Genomic DNA, 25,520 nt, shown 5'->3' with positions numbered 1-25,520 from the left:
CTCCCCTACTTCGTACCGTCCAGCAGCGAGGTGTCGTCACGCTGCATGGCGATGAGCCAGGTCAACAGGGCCTTCTGAGCGTGAAGGCGATTTTCTGCCTCATCCCACACCACGGACTGAGGGCCGTCTATAACCGAAGCGGTCACTTCCTTGCCGCGGTATGCGGGCAGGCAGTGCTGGAACAGCGCGTTGTCGGCCGCCAAGGACATCAGCTCGTCATTCACTTGGTAATCCCAGAAGGGCTTCGAGCGTGTGGCGTACTGGCTTTCCTCGCCCATCGACACCCAGGTGTCGGTGAATACGCAGTCGGCACCGCGCACCGCTTCCTTGGCGTCCGTGGTGACGAGAACGGAACCGCCGGTCTTGGCGGCGATGGCCTGCGCGTCGGCCACGATCGATTGCTCGGGCAGGTAGCCGTAGGGCCCTGCGATATGCACATGCATACCGGCCGTGGCACCCGCCAGCAGGTAGGAATTCGCCATATTGTTGGCGCTGTCACCAAGGTAGGCGATGGTTTTCCCTGCAAGTTCGCTCACTCCGCCCTGATGCTGGGCGATGGTGAGGAAATCCGCAAGCACCTGGCATGGGTGGAATTCGTCGGTCAGGGCGTTGACCACGGGAACCGTGGCGTAGCGAGCCATCTCTTCGACGCGTTCCTGCCCGAAGGTCCTCCATACGATGGCGGAGGTCATACGCGTCAGCACCCTGGCGGTGTCGGCAACGGGCTCACCACGACCGAGCTGGGAACCGCCCTTGTCTATCACCAGAGGGTAGCCGCCCAATTCGGCGACACCCACCGAAAAGCTTGATCGCGTACGCGTGCTCGGCTTGTCGAAGAGCACCGCCACCGCCTGGGGTCCTTCAAAGGGACGCGAAAACAGCCGATTTTCGCGGAAGCGCATACCCAATTCGAGTATGTCGAGCTGTTCGTCATGGGAAACATCATCATCCCTGAGCATATGTCTGAGCTGAGCTGTCATCTCTTCTCCTCTTCCTCCTTGTTGCGACCGGGCACGCACCACGGTCGTATTCGTGTTGACGGCTATCTAATCATTCTTCAAATCGGCCGGCATCTTGGTCAATACCGCTACGCAGGCATCCACATCCTCTGCGGCGACCACCAGCGGAGGGGCGAATCGCAAGGCGTCAGGAGCCACGGCGTTGACGATGAGACCATGCTCCAATGCCCAGTTTGCAGCGGCATGCGCACACGGGTGAGAGAGCTGCACCGCATCCAGCAGACCTCGGCCTCGAGCTCCTGCGAAGAGCGGATTGCCGCAATGCTCAAGCCCGTCGCGCAACTGCCGTCCACGGTCTTCGGCGTTCTCCATCAGATGTTCGTCCTGTATCGTCGTCAAGGTGGCCACCCCGGCGGCCGCAGCAAGCGGATTTCCCGCGAAGGTCGAACCATGGGACCCTGGCGTGAACAACGCACTCAGGGATGCGCCGAAAGCGATAAGCCCTCCCATGGGGAATCCACCTGCAACGCCTTTGGCGAAGGTCACGGCATCGGGCACCACCCCGCCGCTGAGATCCTCACGCTGGAATGCGAACCATTCCCCTGTCCGTCCGATTCCCGTCTGCACTTCGTCGAAGATCAGCAAGGCGCCGTGTGCATCGCACAAAGCCCGCACACCCTTGACGTATTCGGGGTCCATGGCCTTGACGCCGGCCTCGCCCTGGATGAGCTCCATGATGACCGCCGCGACGGGCCCTTTGCCGTATCTGCCTTTGCCTGTACTGGAGAAGATGTCCTCCATGGATCGCAGATCCCCCGAGGTCGCGAATTCGACATTCGGTACGAGAGGCTCGAAGGGGGTTCTGATGTCAGGCTTCCACGTAGCGCTCAGAGCACCGAGCGTCCTGCCGTGGAAACCATGCGTCAAGGCCACGATTCTGGCCTGTTTGCCGCCGATCTTCGGCAAAGCTCCCGGCATGGTGCGGCCGTAGAGCTTCGCCAGTTTTATCGCCGCCTCATTGCCTTCGGCTCCTGAATTGCCGAAATAGACGTGCGACCCTTCCGGCGCCCCGGCCTTGTCTATCAGCATTTCGGCGAGCCTGATCTGGGGCTCACTGGCGAAATAATTGCTGATATGGGCGATCTTCCCTGCCTGTTCGGTTATCGCGGCAACCCATTTCGGGTGCGCGTAGCCCAGGGAATTGACTGCGATACCACCAAGAAAGTCGAGGTATTCATTGCCATCGACATCCCAGACGTGGCTGCCCAGTCCGTGATCAAGCACCCTCAGAGGCGTGCCGAACACGTTCATGTGGACATCCTTGTATTCGCTCAGCCAATGGCTTCCATCGGCCCCCAACGTTTCAAGCGACTTCATACGAACTCCTCATTTCGATGCCGTCCTCAGGCACCACCATCGTGCCGATACCGGCTGTCGTAAAGATTTCATTCAGCAGTGAGTGCGGCTTGCGGCCGTCAATGATGTGAGACTGCTCGACTCCCCCGTCCAATGCTCGCACACACGCTTCCATCTTCGGTCTCATCCCTGATTCCAGGTCAGGCAACATATCCCTGAGATTCTCCACGCCGATGCGCCCGATCAAGGAATTCTTGTCCGGCCAGTCGGCATACAGCCCGTCTACATCGGTGAGTATGAGGAATTTGCGTGCCCCCAACGCGGCGGCGAGTGCCGCAGCCGCGGAATCGGCGTTGACGTTGAGTACCTGCGTGGCATCGTCCTCGTTCGGTGCAACGGATGACACCACGGGGATGCGTCCGGCATTGATGATGTCTTCCACCGCGGAGGCATCGACGCTGACCACGTCACCGACCAGTCCGATATCCGTGGCGGTCCCGTCGATGATCGGCTTGCGCTGCATCGCGGAGAACAGCGCCCCGTCCTCTCCGGACAGCCCGACGGCATATGGCCCGTGTGAATTTATCAGGCCCACCAGTTCACGGGAAACCTTGCCCGTCAGCACCATGCGCACCACGTCCATCGCTTCGGGCGTGGTCACGCGCAGACCCCCCTTGAATTCGGATTTGATGCCCAGAGCCTTGAGCATGCTCGAAATCTGAGGACCGCCACCGTGCACGACCACAGGATGAAGCCCGACCTGTCGCAAAAACACCATGTCTTCCGCAAAGCAGCGCTTGAGATGGTCATCGACCATCGCGTTGCCCCCGTATTTGATGACGACCCGTTGGCCTGAGAACTCCTCAAGCCACGGCAGGGCCTCGATGAGCACCTCCGCCTTCTGATCGGCACGAAGATCGGTATGCACATCGAAGTGAAAACCCGGTCCCTTGACTGGTGTCATAACAAACCTCTGTTCCTGTTACCTCAAAGCTCAATACCCGAATCAGCCATCATGCCTCGGCCGATCTGCTCGCCGAAACCATGATGCGCATCGCGGCGATCACGACTCGTATTCAGAGTTTATTTGCACATAGTCATGCGTGAGGTCGTCCGTCCAAATGGTTCCCTGAGCCTTGCCCTCATGCAGGTCTACGGTGATGTCGACCTCGCGCTCGTTCATGGTGACCAGGGAACGCGCCTCACCCGGCTTGCCGCCGTCACAGACCTTGACGCCGTTGATTTCCACGGTGACCTTATTCGGATCGTAGGGAGCCGTCGCCTGCGGCACGGTGCCCAGCGAAGACACCACACGGCCCCAGTTCGGGTCGTTGCCAGCTATGGCACATTTGAGCAGGTTGGCTCCGGCTATGGCCCTCGCGCAGATCAGAGCCGCGTCCTCGCTTGTGGCGCCTTTGACGGTCACGTTGATGTCGTGCGAGGAACCTTCCCCGTCCCCGACAATCTTCCGAGCCAACGTGGTGCAGGCCTCGCGAATGAGAGCCGAGAACTCGGCCATATCCGGCTGAACATCCGAGGCACCCGATGCCAGCAGCAGCACGGTGTCGTTGGTGGACATGCATCCGTCCACGTCGATACGGTCGAAACTCGCTGAGGTGGCTTGGCGCAGAGCCTCCTCGGCCTGAGCGGCGTCGATTGCCGCATCCGTGGTGATCACGCAGATCATCGTGGCCAATTGCGGTGCGATCATACCTGAGCCCTTGACCATGCCACCGATGCGATACCCGGTACCGTCCAGAGTGACGGTCTTGGGCACGGTGTCGGTGGTCATAATCGCGTATGACGCGTCCGAGCCGGCATTCTCGGTGTCAGCTAGATGGGAGAATGCGTGTTCCACACCCTGCAGCACATTGTCCATCGGCAGAAGCTCGCCGATGAGTCCTGTCGATGCCACCGCGACCTCCTGCGGCGCCAGACCGAGCTGTGTGGCGGCAGCGCCTGCGGTTTTTGCCGATTGCAGGTATCCGGCCTCCCCCGTGCAGGCATTCGCTCCTCCGGAGTTGATGACCACTGCGTGCAGACTCCCGTCGGCGACGGCCTTTCGTGACCATTGCACCGGTGCCGCACAGAAGCGATTCGAGGTGAACACGCCTGCCGCCGCATGTAGAGGGCCCTGGTTGACGACGAGCGCCAGATCCTTTTTGCCTTCGTGTGCGGAAATGCCTGCCGAAACACCGGCAGCTTCGAATCCCTTGGCATATGTGACGCTCATGGCGCTACTCCTATCATGGTCAAACCGTTCATTTCGGGCAGATTCATGGCGATGTTCAAGGACTGCACCGCCTGCCCTGCGGTGCCTCTGTTCAGATTGTCGATTGCGGCGAAGGCCTGCAAAGTATGTGATCTCCTGTCCACGGCAACCTGGATATGGGCTGCGTTGGACCCTACGACGTCCGCGGTGGCGGGCATGACTCCTGCGGGAAGCACCTGGATGAAGTCCTGACCTTCATACGCCTGTTCCCAGATCAGGTGAATCGCATCGTCGCTGAGCCCGAAGGCTCGCTCGCTCAGAGGAGCCACGACGCTGGCAAGGATGCCCCTTGCCATTGGCGCCAGCACCGGAGTGAACGACATCGCCATATCCTTGCCGCCATCCGACGCCGTCGCCGCATGACCGAGATTCTGCAATATCTCGGGAATATGCCTATGCGAGCCACCTACGCCGTATGGTGTTGCGGAGCCGAAAGCCTGGGCGGCCAGCAGATTGGTGCGCTTGAGGTTTTTCCCGGCCCCGGAGTACCCGACGACCAGATTGGCGACGATCGAGTGCATATCGACGAGTCCGGTGGCGACGGCGGGCTGGAATGCCAGGGTCACTGCGGTGACGTTGCATCCCGGTCCTGCGATTCGCCTGACTCCCGGAAGCTTGGAGCGCTGACGCGTATAGCCGCCCTCCGTGGCATTGCCAAGTATCAGTTCGGGCATGCCATAGGTCCAGTGTTCGTAGAACTCGCCGCCGTAGTAGCTATCCCACGCCTCCTGACGTTCCAGGCGGTGGTCCGCTCCCAGATCCACGACCACCGACTGCGGGTCAAGCTGCGCTGCGAGTTTGCCGGAAGCGCCATGAGGCAGTGCCAGGATGATGACATCGTGCCCGTTAAGCACATCCGCGGTGGTGTCCTGAACCACCAGATTGCCCAATTGCGGAATGTGGGGCATGTGCTTTGACAGAGGCTCGCCGACCGATGAATGTCCCGTGACGCAGGTCACCGTGAAATCCGGATGGGTGGCGAGGATTCTCAGAGCCTCACCGCCTGCATAACCCGTCGCACCTGCAACGGCAACCGTATATTGCGACATCCCAACTCCCAATCAAATGCGTGATGAGCGCTTGAGCCTACCGGCCCTAGCGCCTTCGTTGTGATTGAGCATACTCGTTATGCACAGTTATGCATAATTATGCAAAGCGCGTGTCGCTTGTTCGCCACATCCCTGGGGAGTCGTCAGGCGGAGAAGGACGTCCCTGAACCGGAGTTCGAGGCGGCCCAGCTCTGCAGCATGGATATGAGATCGTCGGTGCTTATGCCGAAATACATCATCACGGCCAGCGTGATGAGTTCGATGATGGCTATCACCACCGCGGCGATGGCCAGACCTCTGCCCTTCATATGGAACACCGTGGTCCGATAGATGGCGATGATGCCGATGATAAGAGGGAAAATCGGCAACGCCATGAAGAACACCGTGATGAATGAGATTACCGCGTAGGGATCCCACCTGCCGTACACGGGGTTTTGATTCGGGTCATCAAGATTCACCCCGCCCAGAAAACGCGGCTGACCTTTTCCTCCGCTCATTCGCGATTGGCCGCCGCCGGGATTGAGACTTGCCGGGTTGAAACCCGGATGATTGCTCCCGGCCTGCTGACTGCTGGTGCCGTTGGATGATTCCCCTGTCCCGGAAGGACGGTGAAGCCCTGTGAAAGGGTTTGCCGAGGTCGCATGCTGCTGCGTCTCGGCATCCTTTCGTTCAGGTTCCGGCTGCCCGTACACATAGGGATTCCAGCCGGGATACTGGCTTTTCAAAGCACCGTATTCAGGTGTGGCCCGCTCTCCGTATTCAGGAGCGGACTGTGCCGGCTCCGTTTTTCGCGCGGAGTCGCCGCCGGAGGAAGGTGCCCCCTCACCGGGGTCTGCGTCGCCAAGAGGCTGATTCGGCAGTGGCGAAGATCCGGGAATACGCTCGGGTCCCGACTGTTGCATATCGGAATCCGGCTGCAAGCCCTCGTTGCTGTTGTTCTCGTTCGTAGCTGCCTCCTCCATTGTTCAGGCTCTGAGTTGGGCGCCCAATTGCTCTGCTGCCTCAACAATTACACTACGCAGCGCCTCACTGTCCTCCGCACCCAGTGTTTTCACTGGTGAGCGGAATGTTACCGCATACGCCAGCGACTTCTTATCCTTGCCGAGCTGATCGCCGGTGAAGACATCGAAGAGTTCAATGGACTCAAGGTCGTCGCCAGCGGCTTTGACGATCGTATCCTGCAGCTCCTGAGCGCTGAGAGCCTCGGGAACTGTGAACGCCAGATCCTGATGCACGGGAGGGAATGTCGATATCGCCTTGGCCTGGACAGGCGAATCGTCCAAAGCCGAGAATATGGCCGTGAGGTTGAGCTCGAAGGCGGCACTGTGAGCAGGCAGTCCCAAGGCGGCGTTCACCTCGGGATGGAACTCTCCGACGGTTCCGACGACGCTCCCGTCAGGCAGCAGCACTCGGGCGCTGCGACCGGGATGCCATGACGGGTCGCTTTCGCCTGAAGCCGGCTGTTGCAGGCTCAACCGGGCCCCTAGCCGCTTGGACACACGTTCAACGGTCTCCACTGCGTCGGTCCAGTCAACGGGACGTTTCTGCGAAAGCCAGCCCGCGTCCTCCGCGTTGCCGGTGAAAATCGCCGCAACGTGTTCCGGTTGTTCGGGAAGCCCCGCATCAAGTGCGGCAAGCTGCTCATCCGAAGGACGCACTCCACCTGGAAGCGCCGGAATCGCAGGGGCCTGAGGGTCCCAGAGGAACACACGTCCGAGTTCATAGATGCCGACGTTCTGCAAACCTCGTCGAATGTTGCGCTGCACGGTCAAGGCGAGCGTCATCAGCAAGGAGCGACGCAGATAGGGACGGTCACCGGCAAGAGGGTTCTCCAGCTGCACGCTGTTCCCGTGAACGGTCTCGGCCTCAAGAGCGAAGGCCTTGAAGTCCTCGTCACCGACGAAGGGATAGCTCAAGGTCTCCACCAGTCCGGATTCGGCAAGGGTGTTCGCAACCCACCGATGACGCAGCTGGAACGGGGTCAGACCACTGTTGCCCAACACCGGAGCGGAAGGCACCACGACGGGGATATTGTCGTATCCGATCAGACGAGCCACCTCCTCGACCAGGTCGCATGGCTCGGTCAAATCAGGTCGCCATGTTGGAGGCGCCACGGTGAACTCGCCGTTGCCGCCGCCACCGACCCGGCAGCCGATATCGATCAGCACTTCCGATATCCGGTTCAATTCGCAGTCAAGTCCCGCAAGACGTTTGACCTCGCTCGCCTTGAAGAGAATATCCTTCGGCTTGACGGTGTTGTTCAGGTCCTTTGGCGAATGGGAAGCCGAACCGGAACCGTATTTGCTCAACAATTCAACGGCTTCCTGCGCTGCGGCAGGCTGAAGCCTGGTGTCCACACCTCGCTCGAACCTGCGTGAAGCCTCGGAGGGAATCTTGTGCCGACGCGCCGAGCGTGCGATGGAGATCGGATCGAAATGCGCCGCCTCGATAAGAATGTTGGTGGTCTCGTCGGTGACCTCACCATACTGGCCACCCATAACCCCTGCGATACCGAGGATTCTGGATGCACGCTCGCCGTTTGGCGAATCGGTGATCAGGAGATCCTCCACACTCAGGGTATGGGATTTGCCGTCCAGAGTGACGAGCTCTTCGCCCTCGCGGGCGCGACGCACCACAATCGGGCCTTCTATGGCGTCGAGATCATAGGCATGCAGGGGCTGGCCAAGATCCATCATCACGTAGTTGGTCACGTCGACAGGCAGTGAGATCGGCCGCATGCCCGCACGAATCAGCCTGCGTCTCATGGTGTTCGGAGTCCGCGACGCGGTATTGACGTGATGAATCGCGCGAGCGTAGTAGCGGTCGCAGCCGATCACACCGTGAATCGGATTGTCGTCCTCGATCTCCACATCGACATCAGGCACGTAGGAAGGCTCGACTTCTGCGGCAGCGATATCAGGAATCAAGGAGTTTAGGCGCTTCACCGGGTCCGTGAACACGGCACCTGTGGAATTGTGATACTCCCGGGCGATGCCTCTGTACGAGAAGGCATATCCGCGATCCGGGGTGATGTTGATCTCCAGAATCGGATTGTTGAGATGCAGCAGGCTGATCGCGTCGTCTCCGGGCTTCAGCGCCTCGTATTCCTCTGCGGTGAAACCATGTTCGCGCAGCAGAATGATGCCGTCGTGGCTGTCTCCGATGCCAAGCTCACGTTCCGAGGCGCACATGCCGTCCGAAACGTGTCCGTATGTCTTACGCGGCTCTATGCGGAAGTCACCCGGCAGCACGGCTCCCGGAAGTGTGACGACCACCTTTTCGCCCGCTGCCATGTTCGGGGCGCCGCAGACGATTCCGCGAGGAACAGAGTTGCCCTGCTCGTCCTTGTCGTTGAAGGCGTCGCCGACATCGACATGACACCAGTTGATGGTCTTGCCGTTCTTCTGCGGTTCAGGCGTGGCATCCACGACATACCCGACCACGATGGGACCGGTCACCGAGGAACGGTGAATCATCTCTTCTTCCAGACCGACGCGAACGAGATCAGCGGCGAGCTGTTCGTAGCTCAGGTCCTTCTTCAGCTCGACGTGGTCCGACAACCAATCAATATCAACCATAGGCATGGTGTAATCACTCCCCCATAACAAACTGTTCGCTGAACCTCACGTCGCCTTCGACCAAGTCATGCATGTCGTTGATGTCATGACGCAGCAGCAAGGTGCGCTCCATACCCACTCCGAAGGCAAAACCCGAATAGACATCGGGATCAATGCCAGCCGATTTGAGCACATTGGGATTCACCATCCCGCATCCGCCCCATTCGATCCATCCCGGGCCGCCCTTTTTGTCGGGGAACCACAGATCCATCTCCGCGCTCGGCTCGGTAAAGGGGAAGTACGAGGGGCGCAGTCTCGTTTTGGCTCCCTCTCCGAACATCGCGACGGCAAGCTTGTCCAGCACACCTTTGAGATCGGCCATCGTCAGATGCTTGTCCACCGCTATGGCTTCGCATTGGTGAAATACCGGGGTGTGGGTGGCATCCAGCTCGTCCGTACGGAACACCCTTCCCGGGCAGGCCACGTACAGGGGCACGCCGCGCTGCAGCAGGGAGCGCGCCTGCACCGGCGAGGTGTGGGTTCTCATGACCATGTTGGAACCGACGAATCCTGCCGCGTCCTTCGCCTGGTTTCCCTTGACGTAGAAGGTGTCCTGCATCTGTCGGGCAGGATGATCGGGACCGAAGTTGAGGGCATCGAAGTCATACCATTCGGCCTCCACTTCGGGACCTTGGGCAATCTGCCAGCCCATCGACACGAAGAAGTCCTCGACATCCTCAAGCAGCTTCGCCAAGGGGTGCCTAGCGCCCAGAGGACGCCGATTCACGGGAAGTGTCATGTCGACGCTTTCCTGTGCCAATGCCTGGGCCTGGGCGGCCTCACTGAGCTCCTGCTCCTTGGCGGAGAATGCACGACCGAAGTTGGCACGCAGCTCCCCCATGAGCTTGCCTGCATCCTTCTTCTGCTCCTTCGGCAAGGAACCGATGGCCTTGCTTGCGTGGGTCATGGCGGAATCCGCGCCTGCGTACTGCGAGCGCAAAGCCTTCAACTCCTGCAAGTCGGAGGCTTCCCGGATTTTGCTGATGCCGAGTGCGACCTGATCAGAAACCATCTCGGCGTCGAACGTCACTTCATTTGCCAACTTGGACCTTCCTTCATCTGTCCCCTGAGTTCATCTACCCCTGAGTCTGTCTACCAAGTGACCTCAGAAACAGCCTTTTTTCAGCGTTTACCGACTTCAGATTCTTTCAAAGTGACTCGACATAGCCACGGTGTGCAGAAGAATCGCTGCACTCGTCGCCAGATTCATCGATTCGGCCTTGCCGTACATCGGTATGAATACCGTGCGATCGACCTGTCTGAGTATGCGTTCCGGCAGACCCCGGGCCTCGTTGCCGAAGAGAAAGGCCTGCGGACTCACATCGGAGGACGACATGGATACCTCGCGATCGATGAATTCGGGAAGCTGCAAGGACGGTCTGCCTTCGATTCCGTAGACATCGGCCGCACTCACCTGTGCGCCGAGCTGCTTCGTCCAGGTGAAGAAGTCTTCGCTGCCCATCATCACCACTGGAATGTGGAACAGCGACCCCACGGTGGAACGCACCACTTTCGGATTCAGCGGGTCCACGCATTCGTCGACGAATATCACCGCATCGCACCCGGAAGCGTCGGCCGACCTGATGACGGTACCGGCATTGCCCGGGTCCCTGATCTGCCAGAACGCCGCGATCATTGCATGGTCTCGCAATGTCAGCGCGGATGCCTTCGGATGCATGGCTTCCGATTCAGCAACGGCCACGATGCCCTGGCTGTCGGTGCTGATGCGGTGCATCACCCTCTCGGTGACTTGGTGGACGTAGATGTCCGACTCCTGGGACAGCTCCTGCAACTGTTCGACCACTGGGGACACCACCTGCATCTGCCCATCGTCCTCCTTGACCTGAACGAAGATGTCCTGGATGATCTCCGCCCGGTTGACGATGGCCTCACGCACCGCCTGAGGGCCTTCGATGCAAAACCGCCCATACTCCTCCCTGCGTTTTCGTGAACTCAGATCGCTGACCTTGCGTATCCGGTCCGCCTTGGGGTTGTCGAGTATTTCAGAATATATGGGCATGCCTTAACTCTATCCAAGCGACGCCCAAGCACCGGGTCGCTGTGTCGCCTGCACGGAGCATGTACCACTCTCGATAAAGGATTCACAGCTGTCTTTCAGAAATACCGCAGAACAATCGCAGAACCCACACAGAACTCTGCCACGGCCGTGCAGTTTACTGTGCAGTACGGGCCGGTGCAGATACGGCTATTGACCCGTCCACTTCACACAAACGATTAAGGATTGCAATGTTCGTGTTCAAGAATGCTTGGAAAAGCGTTATACGCAACAAAGGGCGCAACATACTCATCGCCATCATCGTGGCCATCATCGCCGCTGCGGCCACAATCGGGTTGTCGATACGCCAGGCGGCCAACTCCGCAAGGGAGACCGGACTTGAGAACACGAGCGTTACCGGTCAGATCAGCGTTGACAGAAGCAAGCTCATCAGTGCCTCCAACACCAGTGGTTCATCAACCACCGACGCTCGGCCTGATTTCAGCGCAATCCGCGAGGCGCTCAGCGACAAGGAACTCAAGCTGAGTGACTATCAGAAGTACGCCAAGCTGAGCTCGGTGGCCTCGTCGTATTACACGGAAACGTCATCACTGGCGAAAACCGATTCCTTCCAGGCGGTCTCCACAACCTCCAGCGACAACTCAAGCTCCAGTTCGGAATCATCGAACGCCGATGCTCAACAAGGGCCCGGTGGCGGCATGGGTGGCGGCATGGGGGCGACGACGATTTCCGGGGACTTCCAACTGGTCGGATTCTCCTCGGACCAGGCCGTGAAGAACGCTTCCAACGGCAGTTTCACGATGACCTCCGGTGAAGTCTTCGGCTATGACGCCACCGACGATAACGAGGTCATCATCTCCAAATCACTCGCCGACTTCAACAACCTGAAGGTTGGCAGCACGATAACGGCGGCGAATCCCAGCGATTCGAGCAAGACCTACACGCTGAAGGTCGTCGGCATCTACAAGAACTCCACGGAGACCAGCGGCTCCACCGGCGGCCCGGGCAATTCATCCACGGCCAGTGATCCGGCAAACGCCATCTACACTTCCGTGGCGACGCTGAAGGCTCTCGGACTCGACGCCTCCAGCACACTCACGACCACCGACTCATCCGGCACCAGCTCCACGTCCGCCGCCGCACAGATCAGCTACACCTATGTATTCAGCAACAAAAGCGACTACACGAGCTTCAAGACCCAGGCCACCAAGGCAGGGCTGAGCAGCGACTATGCTGTGTCCTCCTCGGATGTCGAGGAATACGAATCCAGTCTGGTCCCGTTGAACAACCTCTCGCAATTCGCTCTGACACTGCTGCTCATCGTGCTGGGTGTCGGCGCTGTCGTCCTCATAGTGCTCAGCCTCTTCAACGTCAGGGAACGAAAATACGAGGTGGGCGTGCTGACGGCCATGGGTGTGAAGAAGACGAAGGTCGCGGCCCAGTTCGCCATCGAACTGCTGATTGTCACGATGATCGGACTCGGTATCGGTGCGATAGCCGGAGCCGCAACCTCGCTTCCCGTATCGAATCAGCTGCTTGCCAGCCAGGTCGCCCAGCAGGAGAGCGAAAACAGCAGCCAGCAGGCTCAGTTCGGCCGAGGCATGCAGGGTGGGGCTGGACCTAACGGTTCCGGCAGCAGCTCGAACAGTGGCTCGAATGCAGGCGGCAATTCCGGTTCCACCACCCAGGCACCACCTTCGCAGGGCAACGGCGGCCCAGGGCGCATAGGCACCAGGGCGGTCAGTTATGTATCGTCCATCAACTCCACCGTCAGCCTCTCGATGGTCGGCCAACTCGTGTTGATAGGTTTGGGTCTGACTCTGCTATCGGCTCTTGTCGGCGTGATATTCGTCATGCGATACGAACCGCTCCAGATACTTGCAGACCGATCCTAAGCCACCTCCCCCCCGATTGCTCCACCCCCTGGCTCCACGCAGATATATGAAGAACGCGCGGCATGGAGTGGAACCCGACAGCATTCAGCATTTTCACCGGCATTCCGAGGAACACGTATTCATCTCAACAAGGACAGCATCATGAGTTCAACCACAGATTCCACAGCAACCCATACACACGCCAGCGAGAACCCTGCCAGAACGTCGAAAGACGACACATCCGGCAAAAGCGCCACGCTGGAGTTGAGGAAGGTCTCCTACGCCTACACCAAAGGCGGCAAAAAGGTGCTTCACGACATCAGCTACTCATTCAACAGCGGCACCGTGTATTCGATAACAGGCCCTTCAGGCGCAGGAAAGACCACCCTGCTTTCGCTCATTTCCGGGTTGACCTCACCAACCGAAGGACAGGTCGTATACCAGGGAAAAGATTTGGCGAAACAGAATCGCTATGACTTCCGCAGTCATGACATCGGCGTGATTTTCCAAAGCTTCAATCTGCTCCCCTCGCTTACTGTGAGCGAGAACATCATCCTGTCGATGGACGCCTCGGGCAAGAAATTCGACGAATCGAAAAAGAAGATAGCCGAGGAACTGCTCAGTGAGGTCCATCTGCCTGCAGAATATGCGAACGAACGCATTCTTCACCTTTCCGGAGGCGAGCAGCAACGCGTCGCAATCGCCCGCGCGCTGAGCTATGAGCCGGAGGTCATCGTCGCCGACGAGCCCACGGGCAATCTGGATCTCAACACGCAGAACGACATCATGGATATCTTCAGAGATCTCGCCCATGAACACGGCAAGTGCGTCATCATCGTCACGCACAGCCCCGAAGTCGCACAACGTTCCGATGAAGTCTTCCAGCTGGCACCGTTGCGCAAGCGTCCGGCAGGAAAGAAAGCTTCCGCATCTGCAAGGCAACGCTGACCGTCCGTAGTATCAGACGCTCACCGCACATTTCGGCACGAGACGCGTCCGCAACACCATTTCGCGGACACATCTCATGCCTTGTGCATATCTCCGGAAACCACATGGAGACAGCACCGCGGGGGGACGTGCCATCAGATTGTCAAGCGTCCAGCATCCCGTCTGGGCCGCTGGAAGATACGGAAATAGCACCAGTGCTCGGCTTCAGCGCCGTTTGTGTTGTATATCACTCATTCTGTAAGCACAACTCCAAATCGGCTTTTCCAAACGGGACTAAGCTGATTGAACAGGAGCCGAAAAGGTCCGACTCCCGCAAGCAGCTACACATTCGATACATATTCAGTTACGGGGAAACTACCCGATCTGCAGATCAGGAGGAGCGATATGCCAGAATATACTTTGCCGGAACTTCCTTACGACTACTCGGCGCTGGAGCCGTTTATCTCGGGGAAGATCATGGAGCTTCACCACGACAAGCATCATCAGACCTACGTCACCGGCGCGAACAAGGCACTGGAACAGATTCACGACGCCGCCGAATCAGGCAACGTGGAGAACTCCAACCTCTTCGAGAAGAATCTGGCGTTCAACCTCGCAGGCCATAAGAACCACACCATTTTCTGGAAGAACATGGCTCCGGCGGACGGTCAGGAACCAGAGGGCGAGCTCCGTGCAGCCATCGACGACCAATTCGGTTCCTTCGAAGGGTTCAAGAAGTATTTCGCTTCGATGTGCGCCGGCATCCAAGGCTCCGGCTGGGCTGTGCTCGCATGGGATTCACTCGGCGAGAAGCTCGTGACCCTGCAGATGTACGATCACCAGGGCAATCTACCCGTCACCGTATTTCCCCTGATTCTCCTGGATCTGTGGGAGCACGCCTACTACCTGGATTATCTCAACGTTCGCCCGGATTATGTCAAGGCCTGGTGGAACGTGGTCAATTGGGCCGACGCGGCAGCTCGCTTCGACGAAGTACGCAATCTGAATACCGTACTGGCTCGATAAATATGGTACTTGCGCGATAATTCGCGCACTTCCTTGGGGGAAGGGCACCGCACGCAACAGCGCGTACGGGGGTATGGGCCCGGCATGTGATACACATGCCGGGCCCATACTGTATGTTCATGTCGCAAGCCAGATAACTGCACTATAAGGACAGCAATTGGGCAATAATTCCTCGGAAAAGCTGTCCTTGTAGTGCAGTTATCTCTGTGAAGCCCATCAGCCACCGAAGAAGGTGAAGGTCCCCAGGCACGCGGCCGAAATCAATGCGATCACCGGAACTGAGAGAGCGATCAGCAGATAGCAGTAATCCCTGACGCCGTATGCGGAAACTCTGGCATGACTCCGCGGTCCGGAACCGCCGAATCCGCGTGCCTGCATGGCCGTGGCAAGCGTGGTGGAGCGTCTGATGGACAGCACCAGCAACGCGAAGGCCTGAGGGAAGAAGGTACGCACGGCGCTGTCGTCACCAAGACCTCGTGAGCGGCGCGAAGCAGTGAGGGCGCTCCAGTCATCCTGCAGGACCGTGAAGAGTCGCATGCCCGCCAGTCCCCCATACACGAAACGGTCGGGGAAATGGAGCACCTGGCTGAAGGCGTCCGCCAAATCCGTAGCATCAATGCCGAGCACGGCGATGATGGCAGGGATGCCTATCGCCAGAATCCTCAATGCCGTGGCTATCGCCAGGTCCACGGAGCGATCCGTGACCAGAATCAGACCCCACTGCCAAAGCGTGTCACCGCCACTCTTTCCATAGAGCAGCACGGCGACCGCGGAGCCCGGGGCTCCGATGAACAGTGGCCAGGTCGAACGAATCACATGCCAGGGCGCGATTCCCGCAATCATCAGCAGCACGAATTCCAAAGCCAAAGCGACCGTTGCCGAAACCCAATCAAGACTGATCAGCAGAGGCAGCGTGGCCACGAGACCTCCGATCACGCGATATGCGGGATTCAGTGAAGCCAGGAAAGGCGAACGACTCGATGGTCGTTCAGGCTCGTCACGGCTATCCATCGGGCTCACCTCCACATGGGAGATTGCCGGTACCTCCGCAGGTATCCCCTCGTGAGGATTCACCGAAGCAGCGGGCGGGGCATCCATCACTTGCGGCGCCGGAACAGCCGCATGGGATTTGGCGTCGTTCCAGGATGCGCCGCTGCCCGCTGCGGACAGTTCCACGACTTTGGCGCCCAACGCCGTGACCAGGTCACGGTCATGAGTGATGACGATGATGCTCACGCCGTCGGAACGGAGGGAGTGAATCAGCTTCACGATTTGCATCCATGTCCGCCGGTCCTGACCGAAGGTCGGCTCATCCAGCAGCAGCACACGCGGTGCGGCGGCCAGAGCGGAGGCCACTGTCAGGCGCCGTTTCTCACCACCGGAGAGGGTATACGGGTTGACCTTCGCGTATCTGCGCAGATTGAAGCGTTCGAGCAGGTCGTTTGCTCTTTCCTGCGCCTGTTCCGGTGCCATGCCGGATCGCAAAGGCGCGAGCATCATCTCCTCCATCACCGTGCCTTTGGCAAACTGGTGTTCGGGGTTCTGGAAGACGTACGAAATCCTCGAAGCCAGATCGCTGGACTTCCATGTGAAGGGATTGCTGCTCGACAACCCGTCGACCAGTTCCCGCGAGGCAACGACCTCGCCGTCAACCGCTTTGAGCAGACCGGCCAAGGTCAACGACAACGTGGATTTGCCCACTCCGTTCGGTCCTACCAGCGCGGTGATCTGCCCTGGATGAAAGGCAAGGTCAATCGATGTCGCAATAGGCACGTCGTGTCTACCGATGGAGAGCTTCCGGGTGCTGAGCACGACCTCGCCCTCCCCTTCGGACGCAGGATAGTCAGGCTCGTCCGAGGTGTGCATCTGCGTGACGACGTCACCCGCCCTGCGGAAACGGTCGGGAACCCAGATGCCCAGCTGCGCGAAGTCAAGAGCCTCATCGGTGAACACCTCTTCGGGCGTGCCGTCCGCCACGATCACGGTTCTGCGGAAAGCCGTGCGATCAAGGTCGTCATCGGCAAGACCTCGAGCTGCATCCCCGCCCGGATTCGCCGACCCGGTTTTCGCTGCGTCGTTGTATGCTGCGTCCCGTTCCGCTGCTTGATCGGATTCAAGCCCCAGCACCACGACCCTGTCGATCATGTCGATCCACGGACCGGCGCGATGCTCGACCAGCACCATCGTGCAATCCCGTTTCTTCACGACATCCGCGACCGCACCGACAATCTGGTGCACACCGTCCGGGTCAAGATTCGCCGTCGGCTCATCGAGCAACAGCACTCCCGGACGCATGGCCAAGGCTCCCGCGAGCGCACACCGCTGCATCTGCCCCCCGCTGAGGTGCAGGATGGAGTGGGTGAGTTTGAGTTCATCCATGCCGACGGCGGAGAGACTCTCCCTGGTGCGCTGCCATATCCGGTCCCTGGGCACATTCAGGTTCTCGGGCCCGAAGGCGACGTTGTCGCCCAGGCGCTGGAATATCGCCTGCGCGTCCGGGTCCTGCAGCACCAGGCCTACTCTGCCGATGGATTCCTGGATGCTTCGCTCACCGATCAGGACGCGCCCCTCGGTCAGACCACCATCTGCGTCAGTGACGGATGGAGTCTGGGCGCTTTGGGATGCGTCGCTATCAGCGGAGTCGGAGTCCTCGGGTGGCGTCGCCGACTTGGTCTGCCCTCCGATAAGGCCCGCGGCACCTTCGAGGATGGTGGACTTGCCTATTCCTGAAGCGCCGAGAAGCAGCACACGCTCCCCTGCCCTGATGTGAAGGTTGAGGTCACGAACCGCGAAATGGCGGCGCGAGGCATGCTTGTACCCCCAATGGTCAAAGGTCAGCGACGATGCCGATTCTTCCTCCGCGATGTCATGCAGTTGCTCGCTTCGAGGCACGGTGGTCTTATCGACCGTCGTCGTCCCATGCTGTTGCGCCGTTTCGCGATTCATCACTCATAGATCCAATCCGTACCGAAATATCCGCTCAGTCGTTGACTCCGCGTACCTCGCGCCCGGAGACGAAATGATCCAAAGCCCCCGTTTTTGCGATGGCGATATACAGATACCACATGAGAATACCGGCGATCACCGCGCCGGATATCACCGTGGCCACCAGATAGATGACACCGTAGGAGCCGCCCCAGTCGATGGCCTGAAGGTTGGTGAAGAAGGAGTATCCCCAGCATCCCACACCGGAGAGTGCGCCGGAAAGAATCAGCGTTGCGGGGTTCCACTTGCGGTACATCAGTATGACAAAGGCCAGCTCAGCCATCAGCCCTTGAACAAGGCCGATGACGAAGGTGGAGCCGCCTCCCCACATGTTGCCCATCAGCGCTTCCAGCACGGCCGCGACTACTTCTGCGTACAGAGCCGCGCCGGGCTTTCGTACGATAACCGCTGCGAGTGGTCCGGCAAACAGCCAGAGTCCGTTGATGATTCCCCCGAAACCCGGAATCACCGCTTCCAGGAAGTTCCAAGGTCCTGTGGAGACCAGAGCCACCATCCAGTAGATGAGCGAGCTGGCGACGCCGATGACGGATGCCACGGCGATATCCACTACGCGCCAGCGAAGAATCGGACGAACACCGTTCGATGTTGTTGTAGTCATGATGATCATGTGCCTTTCATATCCATGCGTTCGACACGCATGAGGTGCAATTCAAGGCACGGGAAAAGAGCGACATCCGTGCGCCGGCATTACCCGGTATACGTTCGTTCGGTTGAGGCTGCGCCTCATCTCAGCCGTGCGCTCACGCACACAGCCCCCGTGTCATCAGCCGATACTAGCGAAGGGCATGACCAAATACAATCCCCCGGCCTGCACCTGCCGCTTTCGGCGGAACACCACACACAAACCATCGACCTGTTCGAAGTGAGACGCTTCGAACAGGTCGCCGCGAAAAACAGACCAGCGCCTTGACCTGACCCGAGGCCCCTGCGGAGCTAGTGGGCCAGACGGTCCAACAGCAGCGTTTCGGTGATGATGTTGTTGCGCAAGCCTGAGAGCGAGATGGACTCGTTGGGGCTGTGAGCGTTGGACTTCGGGTCTTCAGGGCCTGTCACCAGCACTTGGGCGTGCGGGAAAATCCGCTGCAATTCGGGTATGAACGGAATCGAACCACCCTCTCCCTTGTTGATGACCTCGGTACCGAATGCCTCCTGCATCGCTTTTTCGGCGATATTCACCGATTCGGCATCGGGGTCCATAGCCCAACCCATGCCATTGTCCAGGGCTTCGACGGTGACTTCGGCACCAAAAGGCGCGTGGCGTATCAGGTAGGTCGTCAGTGCCTGCTGAGCCTCTTGAGGACGTTGGGACGGCGCTGTGCGCAGCGACAGTCTGAATCTGGTCGCATCAGCGAGAACATTGAACGAGCCGTCCACCGGATGGGCGTCGATACCTATGACGGTGAGGCTTGGTTTGGTCCACAGCCTTGAAGCCAGGGAACCTGTGCCGGCAAAGCGCAGACCCTCCACAGTGGCGGCATCGCCACGCAAGGTCTCCTCGTCGAGATCGCGTTGCAATCCGCCGATCGGCTCCTGCGCGATCACACCGGGGACATCGAGCTCCCCGGATTCGTTGTACAAGCTGGAAATCAGCATTGCCGACAGGGTGTTCGCATCGAGAATCGGCCCGCCGAACTGACCGGAATGCACCGGGTGCCCCAATACCCGAACGGTCACATCCAGTGTGGTGTTACCCCTCAAGGAGGTCGTCAGACTCGGCACATCGGCCGACCAGTTGCCCGAATCGGCGACGATGATGACATCGGCCTCGAACTCCTCTCGATGCTCCTCGATGAAGGGGATGAAACTGGGAGACCCCATCTCCTCCTCTCCTTCGAAGAAGATCTTCACATTCACACCCAGATCATCCCCAAGAGCCTTCAGCGTGCCGGAATGGATGGCGATGCCGCCGCCGTCATCCGCCGAACCGCGGCCATACAGGCGTCCGTCCTTCTCGACTGCGACGAACGGGTCGGTGTCCCACTGGCCCGGATCTGGAACGGGCTGCACATCGTGGTGCGCATACAGCAGCACGGTGGGAGCGTCCGGACTGACGATACGGGAGCCGACGACCTCATAGGCGCCTGGCGTCCCATCGGGATTCCGGGATTGCACCACATGGGCGTCCAAACCCAGTCCGGTGAATTCCTCAGCCACGAACTGCGCGGAACGCTGCATATGTTCGCCGGTAATCCCCTTGGCCGACACCGAAGCGCAGGCCACCTTATCCGTGAGCAAGGCAACGATCCTGTCCCAATCGTCCTGCACTCGTGCACGAATATCATCACCACTCAACCCAGTCATATCCATCTCCCAACGGTGTTTGTCATAGGCTCGTAAAGCCATATGCGTCTAGGCGTCACCGTAACCTGCTCGTATGACATGGAACCCATTCAAACGCGGCGCCGACGAGGACGCCCAAGTCCAGATCACCCCGACCGAGCTTGATGACAACCCCACCGGCAAAGGACGTCCCACGCCCAAGCGCAAACAGGTGGAGGCGGAGAACCTCCGACCCATCGTTCCCAAGGATCGCAAAGCGAGCCGTAAAGTGGAACGCGACAAGATGCGTGAAAAGCAGAACGAAGAGTACGACGCCATGCGCAACGGCGATGTGCGGCACATGCCCGTCGCCGAACGCATCCCGGCCCGTGTCTACATCCGCGATTACATCGATGCGCGCTGGAATCTCGCCGAGTTCTTCATTCCCGTCGCCTTCGTCATCCTGCTGGGGTCCATGGCCGTCACCGCCTTCTACCCCCAGCTTTCCATGCCTCTGCTGATTCTCATGTACGCATACCTCATCGCGGCGGTTATCGACATCGCCCTGATGTGGCGCAAGCTCAAGGCGAAGCTCGTCGAGAAGTACGGGGAAGGGGCCGTCTCGAAGGGTTCGCGTTCGGCAACCTACGCATGGTCCCGCGCCTTGCAGTTGCGCCGTTGGCGTATGCCGCGCCCGCGCAGCCCGAAGAGGGGAAACTGGCCGAAGTAGGGTCTTTGCTTCACGGTACTTCCTGTGATGCTTCGACCGCTCAGACAATTACGCGATACCAGGGGGAATGATGAGCGGAAGCGACAAGGATAGCGACGGGCGCCAGAGGTCTGCGGACCAGGGTGAGGGGCGTGACGATGAACGACACGTCGACGTGGCCGTCATCGGTGCCGGTCCTGGAGGATACTCCGCAGCATTGCGGGCCAGCGAACTCGGCAGCAGCGTCATCCTCATCGAACGTGATGCCGTGGTGGGCGGCACCTGCCTCAATCGTGGCTGCATACCCACCAAAGCCCTGATTACCGCCGTATCGACCATCGGCGAAGCGAAACACGCCCAAAGCCTGGGAATCGACGTGGCGTTCCAGGGTATTGATTTCGGCAAGCTCCGAGATCATCGCGAACACATGGTGAGCACGATGACCGAGGGATTGTCGGGACTGCTGAAGCATCGCGGCATCGAGGTCGTCCACGGCGAGGCGAGTATCGTTTCCGCCGGAAAAATCCATGTCGTCACAGCCGGTGCCGGCACCGATGATGACGGCGGCAACGGTGAGGGTGGCAATGCCCAGGACGGCGATTCTTACGACATCACCGCCGACGACATCATCATCGCCACGGGTTCACGCCCGCGCCCCCTCGAGAACATCCCCTTCTCGGATGTCGTGCTCGACTCGGACCGTGCGTTGACACTGGATACCTTCCCCTCTAGCGCGGTCATCATCGGCTCCGGAGCGATCGGACTCGAATTCGCCAGCCTGTGGAACACCGCGGGATGCAAGGTCACGGTCCTGGCACGCAAGGACCGAGTACTGTCCGGATGGAGCAAACGCGCAGGAATGACGCTCGGACGGGAGTTGAAGCGTCAGGGCATCGAAATCATCACGCATGCCTCCTGTACCGGTATCGACACCGGAGAAAACCTCGGCGCCACCGTGCACTACACGAATGCCGACGATGAGTCCCTCAGCGTCGAGGCCGATGTGGTGCTGGTCGCCATCGGACGTCAGGCAGCCACCGACGCGGACTGGTTCTCCTCCGCGGGTATCGAGCTGACCGAGCGTGGGCTCGTCAAGACCAACGAGCTCGGAGAGAGCAGTGTAAAGCATGTCTGGGCGGTTGGCGACATCACGCCCGGGCACCAACTGGCGCACCGCGCCTTCGAGCAGGGCATCACCGTCGCCGAGGCCATTGCGGGCTTGAAGCCCAAGCCGGTCGACAATGCCAGCATCCCTCAAGTGGTGTTTTCCACTCCTGAAGCAGCCTCAGTCGGCCTGACGCTCGACGCCGCGCAGGATGACGAAGGCTACGAAAGCGTCAGCGAGACCGCGATTCCGCTGATGTCGAATGCACGCGTCCTGATGTCCGGCCAAGGCGGTTCGCTCTCCGTGGTCACCGGTTGCGACAGCGCCGATCCGGACACTCCCCTCGTCCTCGGTGCACAGCTCATCGGCCCGCACGCCAGCGAGATTATCGCAGAGGTCGAGCAGCTGGTGGGCAATCATATTCCGCTCGCCGATGCAGCAAGGCTGATTCATCCTCACCCCACTTTCGGCGAGGCTCTGGGGGAAAGCCTGCTCAAGGCCGACAACCGTCCTCTGCATTTGCGGTGACGGCGGCTGACATTTGTGTAGGGATTCTCGAATACAAGCGAGCTGATCGTTGATGTATTTGGCGGAATGACACGAGATTGAAACCGCAAAAGTCAAAATCATCGACAGAATCCCTACACAAACGCGATGCGCCCGACGAATCCTCGGTCCATCAAGCAGGTACCACCTGATACACGAGCGGTGAACAGCATGGCTCATGGCTCAGGAGGCCACGGCGAGCGATTCGATGTGTCTATTGATAGACTGTCTTTCCAGTAATGCAACTTAAGTGAGGGTGGTATGGCAGACAACGCTGACAAGGCACAGTCCAAGAAAACAAAGCAATCCAAGGGCACGCTGTCCCAGATCAAGCAGATCTATTCGTTCACCGCGAAAGAAGACAAGGCTCTTCCGGGTTTTCTGGCCATCGCCTTTCTCGGGCCGGTGCTTATCGCCGTGATTCTGGGCGTGGTCATCAAGGCCGGATGGTTCACGTGGATTATGGTCGTACTGACAGGCATCATGTGCGGCCTGCTGCTGGCGACCATCACCCTGACCAGGCGTTCGGACAAAGTCGGATACCGACGCATGGAAGGTCGCCCCGGAGCCACCGGAGCAGTGCTGAACAACATCACCAAGGGCGGCTTCAGCTTCCCTCAGGAACCCGTGTGGATTGATATGAAGACCAAGGATGCCGTTTGGCGGGGCACCGGTCGTTCAGGTGTGTATCTCGTCGGTGAAGGCGATTTCGCCAGAGTCAGCAAGGCCATGGATCGGGAGGAGACCAAGGTCCACCGCATCACTCGCGGTTCTGCCATCCCGATTCATAAGATCAGCGTCGGCAAAGGCGAGCAGCAGGTGCCTCTGGCCAATCTGCAGAAAACGGTGATGCGCAAGAAAATCAAGCTCACCAAGCTCGAACTCGAACAACTCAACGACCGTCTTCGCACCCTGCAGCAGCAATCAGGCATCGGTGTGCCGAAGGGCGTCGACCCCACGAAGGTCCGCGTCAACCGTCGAGCCATGCGTGGACGCTGAGGACTTCCCTGCCCATCGCCGTGACAGACGAACATCCGAAACCGTCCACGTCCACATAGTGAATACCTCGATGCCATGCGGGTGTCCCCCGCAATTCCACGATTCGGCATACGCCGAAACATCCTCGTAACCTGACGGGCGCGTACGGGTAACGCGTTCTTCTAGACTTGGGATTCGTAAGTTCTCATGAAAGGAGCAGTTCAGTGACTGAACTGAAAACAAAGGCCGACGCCGAGGCTCTTATCAATACGGAGGGCGTGGAATACGTCTCTGTCCGTTTTACTGACCTCATTGGTGTTCAGCAGCACTTCACGGTGCCGACAAATGAGTTCCTTGACAATGCGTTCGACGAAGGCATGCCTTTCGACGGGTCATCGGTCCAGGGCTTCCAGGCCATCAACGAATCCGATATGAAGCTCGTGCCCGATGTCAGCACTGCATTCATCGATCCTTTCCGTAAGCACAAGACCCTGAACGTGGCATTCTCCATCGTGGATCCTCTCACCGATGAGCCCTACTCACGCGATCCTCGTCAGGTGGCCGCCAAGGCCGAGGCGTACCTCAAGTCCACCGGCATCGCCGACACCGCATCCTTCGCACCAGAGGCCGAGTTCTTCATCTTCGACAAGGTCCGCTACGAGAACAGCATGAGCCGCTCCTTCTACGAAGTCGACTCCATCGAAGCCCCATGGAATTCGGGAACCGACATCGAAGACGACGGCACTCCGAACATCGGTTTCAAGAACCGTGTGAAGAAGGGGTATTTCCCCGTTCCGCCAATCGACCACAACCAGGATCTGCGCGATGACATGGTCGCGAAGCTCCAGGAGGTCGGCCTGATTCTTGAGCGTTCGCACCATGAGGTCGGCGGCGCCGGACAGCAGGAAATCAACTACCGCTTCAACACCCTGCAGCACGCGGGCGACGATCTGATGAAGTACAAGTACGTCGTTCACGAGACCGCGGCCATCGCAGGCAAAGCGGCGACCTTCATGCCGAAGCCAATCGCCGGAGACAACGGTACCGGCATGCACTGCCACCAGTCGCTGTGGAAAGACGGCAAGCCCCTCTTCTACGACGAGAGAGGATATGGCGGCCTTTCCGACATCGCCCGCTGGTACATCGGCGGTCTGATCAAGCATGCTCCCTCAGTTCTGGCCTTCACCAACCCCTCGATGAACTCCTACCATCGTCTGGTTCCCGGCTTCGAAGCTCCCGTCAACCTCGTCTACTCGGCCCGTAACCGTTCCGCCGCTATTCGTATCCCGCTCGCGGGTACCTCACCTGCAGCGAAGCGCATCGAGTTCCGCGCACCGGACCCAAGCTCGAACCCCTTCCTGGCCTTCTCCGCGCAGCTCATGGCCGGCCTTGACGGCATCCTCAACCACATCGAGCCACCGGAACCAGTCGACAAGGACCTCTACGAGCTTCCTCCCGAAGAGCATGACCAGATCGCTCAGGTCCCAGGTTCATTGGGTGAGGCTCTGAAGGCTCTCGAGGCAGACCACGACTTCCTGACCGCCGGCGACGTGTTCACCGACGATCTGATCGACACCTGGATTGAGCTCAAGCAGGGCGAAATCGACGAGGCACGCCTCGCCCCGACGCCGCTTGAGTACGAACTCTACTTCCACATCTGAGTTCGTCCTTCGTCGCATCAATGCCCCTCCGTGCCATTGCATGGAGGGGCATTGCTTTGCGCGGCAGCACTCTGACCGCGAGGCAGGACGCTTCATCATCTGAGGACACAGCGTCAGGCGGTATGGTCGTCTCTATGCACTCGGTGAAACGGTCACATC

The 25,520-nt window shown here is 59.4% G+C and carries 19 protein-coding genes; 7 read left to right on the top strand and 12 right to left on the bottom strand.

All coding sequences use genetic code 11. From position 1 onward, the window contains the following. Nucleotides 1-5: 5 nt before the first annotated feature. From argF to DB51_RS04570, 9 genes are all read right to left on the bottom strand, one after another. Nucleotides 6-980 (bottom strand): ornithine carbamoyltransferase, encoded by a 975-nt coding sequence (gene argF, locus DB51_RS04610; protein ID WP_034252193.1) that lies wholly within the window; start codon nucleotides 978-980, stop codon nucleotides 6-8. A gap of 66 nt (nucleotides 981-1,046) precedes the next feature. After that, nucleotides 1,047-2,336, bottom strand: a complete 1,290-nt coding sequence (locus DB51_RS04605) for an acetylornithine transaminase (protein ID WP_034252192.1) — start codon at nucleotides 2,334-2,336, stop codon at nucleotides 1,047-1,049. Then, nucleotides 2,323-3,279 carry an acetylglutamate kinase gene (gene argB / locus DB51_RS04600; RefSeq protein WP_034252191.1) on the bottom strand — a complete coding sequence of 319 codons (957 nt, stop codon included), beginning with the start codon at nucleotides 3,277-3,279 and terminating at the stop codon, nucleotides 2,323-2,325. Before argB ends, DB51_RS04605 begins: the two co-directional genes overlap by 14 nt. Before the next feature lie 99 nt (nucleotides 3,280-3,378). Beyond that, on the bottom strand, nucleotides 3,379-4,548 hold the full coding sequence (argJ, locus tag DB51_RS04595; protein WP_034252189.1) for a bifunctional glutamate N-acetyltransferase/amino-acid acetyltransferase ArgJ: 1,170 nt from the start codon (nucleotides 4,546-4,548) through the stop codon (nucleotides 3,379-3,381). After that, the gene (gene argC / locus DB51_RS04590; RefSeq protein WP_034252188.1) at nucleotides 4,545-5,636 is read right to left on the bottom strand and encodes an N-acetyl-gamma-glutamyl-phosphate reductase; all 1,092 of its coding nucleotides are present in this window, start codon (nucleotides 5,634-5,636) and stop codon (nucleotides 4,545-4,547) included. Before argC ends, argJ begins: the two co-directional genes overlap by 4 nt. A 143-nt stretch (nucleotides 5,637-5,779) precedes the next feature. After that, on the bottom strand, nucleotides 5,780-6,598 hold the full coding sequence (locus DB51_RS04585) for a hypothetical protein (RefSeq protein WP_051867278.1): 819 nt from the start codon (nucleotides 6,596-6,598) through the stop codon (nucleotides 5,780-5,782). A gap of 3 nt (nucleotides 6,599-6,601) precedes the next feature. Next, nucleotides 6,602-9,220 (bottom strand): phenylalanine--tRNA ligase subunit beta, encoded by a 2,619-nt coding sequence (pheT, locus tag DB51_RS04580; protein WP_156958226.1) that lies wholly within the window; start codon nucleotides 9,218-9,220, stop codon nucleotides 6,602-6,604. 7 nt (nucleotides 9,221-9,227) lie between these two features. Continuing rightward, nucleotides 9,228-10,265, bottom strand: a complete 1,038-nt coding sequence (gene pheS, locus DB51_RS04575; protein ID WP_034253788.1) for a phenylalanine--tRNA ligase subunit alpha — start codon at nucleotides 10,263-10,265, stop codon at nucleotides 9,228-9,230. A gap of 126 nt (nucleotides 10,266-10,391) precedes the next feature. Continuing rightward, complete coding sequence (locus DB51_RS04570) at nucleotides 10,392-11,273, bottom strand: TrmH family RNA methyltransferase (RefSeq protein ID WP_034252185.1); 882 nt, start codon at nucleotides 11,271-11,273, stop codon at nucleotides 10,392-10,394. A 227-nt stretch (nucleotides 11,274-11,500) separates the two neighbouring features. On the opposite strand from DB51_RS04570, the gene DB51_RS04565 reads away from it, so the two are divergent. From DB51_RS04565 to DB51_RS04555, 3 genes are all read left to right on the top strand, one after another. After that, a complete protein-coding gene (locus tag DB51_RS04565) occupies nucleotides 11,501-13,165 on the top strand; it encodes an ABC transporter permease (protein ID WP_034252183.1) in 1,665 nt (554 codons plus the stop codon). 141 nt (nucleotides 13,166-13,306) lie between these two features. Then, nucleotides 13,307-14,092, top strand: coding sequence for an ABC transporter ATP-binding protein (locus tag DB51_RS04560; RefSeq protein WP_084674558.1), 786 nt, complete (start codon nucleotides 13,307-13,309; stop codon nucleotides 14,090-14,092). Between the two features lie 384 nt (nucleotides 14,093-14,476). Then, nucleotides 14,477-15,097: a superoxide dismutase gene (locus DB51_RS04555; RefSeq protein WP_034252182.1), complete on the top strand. Its 621-nt coding sequence runs from the start codon at nucleotides 14,477-14,479 to the stop codon at nucleotides 15,095-15,097. Between the two features lie 216 nt (nucleotides 15,098-15,313). Here DB51_RS04555 and DB51_RS04550 read toward each other — a convergent pair whose 3' ends face one another. From DB51_RS04550 to DB51_RS04540, 3 genes are all read right to left on the bottom strand, one after another. Continuing rightward, the gene (locus DB51_RS04550; protein WP_084674557.1) at nucleotides 15,314-18,043 is read right to left on the bottom strand and encodes an ATP-binding cassette domain-containing protein; all 2,730 of its coding nucleotides are present in this window, start codon (nucleotides 18,041-18,043) and stop codon (nucleotides 15,314-15,316) included. A gap of 34 nt (nucleotides 18,044-18,077) precedes the next feature. After that, complete coding sequence (locus DB51_RS04545) at nucleotides 18,078-18,701, bottom strand: ECF transporter S component (RefSeq protein ID WP_034253783.1); 624 nt, start codon at nucleotides 18,699-18,701, stop codon at nucleotides 18,078-18,080. Nucleotides 18,702-19,036: 335 nt separating this feature from the next. Further along, on the bottom strand, nucleotides 19,037-20,404 hold the full coding sequence (locus tag DB51_RS04540; RefSeq protein ID WP_034253780.1) for a dipeptidase: 1,368 nt from the start codon (nucleotides 20,402-20,404) through the stop codon (nucleotides 19,037-19,039). Nucleotides 20,405-20,477: 73 nt separating this feature from the next. On the opposite strand from DB51_RS04540, the gene DB51_RS04535 reads away from it, so the two are divergent. The 4 genes from DB51_RS04535 to glnA all read left to right on the top strand — a co-directional run bounded on the left by DB51_RS04535 (nucleotide 20,478) and on the right by glnA (nucleotide 25,361). Next, a complete protein-coding gene (locus tag DB51_RS04535) occupies nucleotides 20,478-21,092 on the top strand; it encodes a DUF3043 domain-containing protein (protein ID WP_034252181.1) in 615 nt (204 codons plus the stop codon). A 67-nt stretch (nucleotides 21,093-21,159) separates the two neighbouring features. Next, on the top strand, nucleotides 21,160-22,704 hold the full coding sequence (gene lpdA / locus DB51_RS04530) for a dihydrolipoyl dehydrogenase (protein ID WP_238548305.1): 1,545 nt from the start codon (nucleotides 21,160-21,162) through the stop codon (nucleotides 22,702-22,704). 279 nt (nucleotides 22,705-22,983) lie between these two features. Further along, complete coding sequence (locus DB51_RS04525; RefSeq protein WP_034252180.1) at nucleotides 22,984-23,721, top strand: DUF4191 domain-containing protein; 738 nt, start codon at nucleotides 22,984-22,986, stop codon at nucleotides 23,719-23,721. A gap of 203 nt (nucleotides 23,722-23,924) precedes the next feature. Next, nucleotides 23,925-25,361, top strand: a complete 1,437-nt coding sequence (gene glnA, locus DB51_RS04520) for a type I glutamate--ammonia ligase (protein WP_034252179.1) — start codon at nucleotides 23,925-23,927, stop codon at nucleotides 25,359-25,361. Nucleotides 25,362-25,520: the final 159 nt, after the last annotated feature.

The organism is Bifidobacterium crudilactis, from assembly GCF_000738005.1.
GTDB classification, from domain to species: Bacteria; Actinomycetota; Actinomycetes; order Actinomycetales; family Bifidobacteriaceae; genus Bombiscardovia; species Bombiscardovia crudilactis.
Note: the sequence above shows the minus strand (reverse complement) of the source record. Positions and strands in the feature narration are given on the sequence as shown.